Below are 1,758 nucleotides of genomic sequence, written 5' to 3'. Positions count from 1 at the left end.
CGAAACCCGCACCTTCGTCAGCTGCCATCGCCAGCGTCTGCTGCTTCATCCTGTTCTGCCTTCCTTATCCACTCCGCTCTATAACGCTCCGAGTAGCTATGCGGTGGACTTGATCAGCAATGCCCTAGATCGATAACAGTGCTGTCTCGCTGCAAAAACCGCTTGAAAAAGGTATGCCCGCTGATACGATCCATTGTGTTCTCCTATAGTTCACTAGAAATCGTCGCACTGGAACCAGAAGGAATCTGCCGGCGCAGGCGCGACACGTAGAGCAGTCTGAAACGGTCGGCCGCAATAAAATACTTGAACGACAGGACCGAGAACGCCATCGCGGCATCAAGTCGCGAACTGGAAGGGTGCCCGGCCGCGCCTCTGGGGCGTTCAAGTCGTCGACAAGGTCTCTCTGGTTGTTTTCCGGGAACGTGCATAAGCGGATAGCAGCGTTATAAGCGGTGCTCGCGGAGCAACGCTAAAGAACGGCAGGGATCCACGCAACCGATTTGGCAATGCCCAAAAATCCGCTCATCGTGCCTCACGAAGCGTCATGCATGTGTCCTCCTGAAACACGATGCCCTGCAGCCGGCAGAAGGGCTCGACGAAGGCTCTTTTCTCTGCGAGGGGCAGTGACGAGAGACATGTGCAGTAGCGCACGAGGATCGCCGCTTTTGGTGACGCTGGGTGCCGCTCTTTGAGAAGGCGCTTCGTCAGCACAAGCGACCGGTGGGCAGGAGCTGGAGGATGGACGAACCTCTGTCAAGGTCAAAGGACAATGGAAATATCTGTATCGCGCCGTCGACAAGCAAAACAACACAGTTGATTTTCTTCTGCGCGCTCGTCGTGACAAAGCTGCGGCGCGCCGTTACTTTCAGAAGGCCATTGACCGGAACGGCGAGCCCCGAGACGTTCACCGTAGATAAGAACGGCGCGAAGCTGGCCGCACTTGAAGCCATCAATGCAGAACGGAAAACCCCCATCAGAAGCCGGAAGAACAAACACCGGAACAACGTCGTGGAGCAGGACCATCGACCGATCGAACGTATCATCAGATCGATGATGTTGCTTCAAGGATTTTCGGTGTGCACGCATAATTCTCTCTGGTATCGAGGTGATGCATATGATTCGCAAGGGGAAATGAAAAACGACGGCGATGACCGAACGGCAGCCGCTCCTTCCATTCGCTGATACTGTAAGCAATCCAATATTTGTTGGAACATGCTCGGCTGTCTTCCTTATCGCGACAGAACCCCGCAAGGCCTTGGCACTCGATTCGCCCCAGCTTCGAATTGTCTCGTGACTAGAGGGTGTTAGATCCTATGCAGCAGGAAGGCCGGCGAGCTGATCCGTAAAATCAGCTTGTCAACGCTTGCTCAAAGGAGAGCATCATGCAATAGGTCTCCACACCGTGCGCCGAGGAAATTGTACTGGCGGTGTCGCTTGAGCTCGCAATGGCGAAGTGGAAAGTTTCGCTGCATGATGGCCGCCGCGATCGGCCAGCCGTGCATGAAGGAAGTCCTGCAACACCGGGATCGCATGCGCAAGCTACTGGTCACGCTCGGTTGCTGGGGTGAAGTCGACAGCCGGAAGTTCGCCGCACGTCTGGCACGCGGTGACGTACGGTGCCACGACGGTACGCCACTGCCACTGCCACTGGAACTGCAGCAACGGCTGCTGCGCGAATGCGAACGACTGGCGCTCGTCGAGCAGCAACTGGCGACACTGGAGAAGGAGCGGCTCGAGAGTCTCCCCGAGTCCGCGCGC

The 1,758-nt window shown here is 56.5% G+C and carries 2 pseudogenes; both read left to right on the top strand.

The features are described from left to right. Positions 1 to 672: 672 nt before the first annotated feature. A pseudogene (locus tag AB3X94_RS41580) lies at positions 673 to 1,135 on the top strand (IS6 family transposase); the annotation flags it as partial. 335 nt (positions 1,136 to 1,470) lie between these two features. After that, a pseudogene (locus AB3X94_RS41575) lies at positions 1,471 to 1,758 on the top strand (hypothetical protein); the annotation flags it as partial.

Origin of the sequence: Paraburkholderia sp. BR10923, assembly GCF_040948765.1 — a bacterium.
Taxonomy (GTDB): Bacteria; Pseudomonadota; Gammaproteobacteria; order Burkholderiales; family Burkholderiaceae; genus Paraburkholderia; species Paraburkholderia youngii.
The sequence above is the reverse complement of the archived record's forward strand: the minus strand, read 5'-3'. Positions and strand labels throughout refer to the sequence as shown.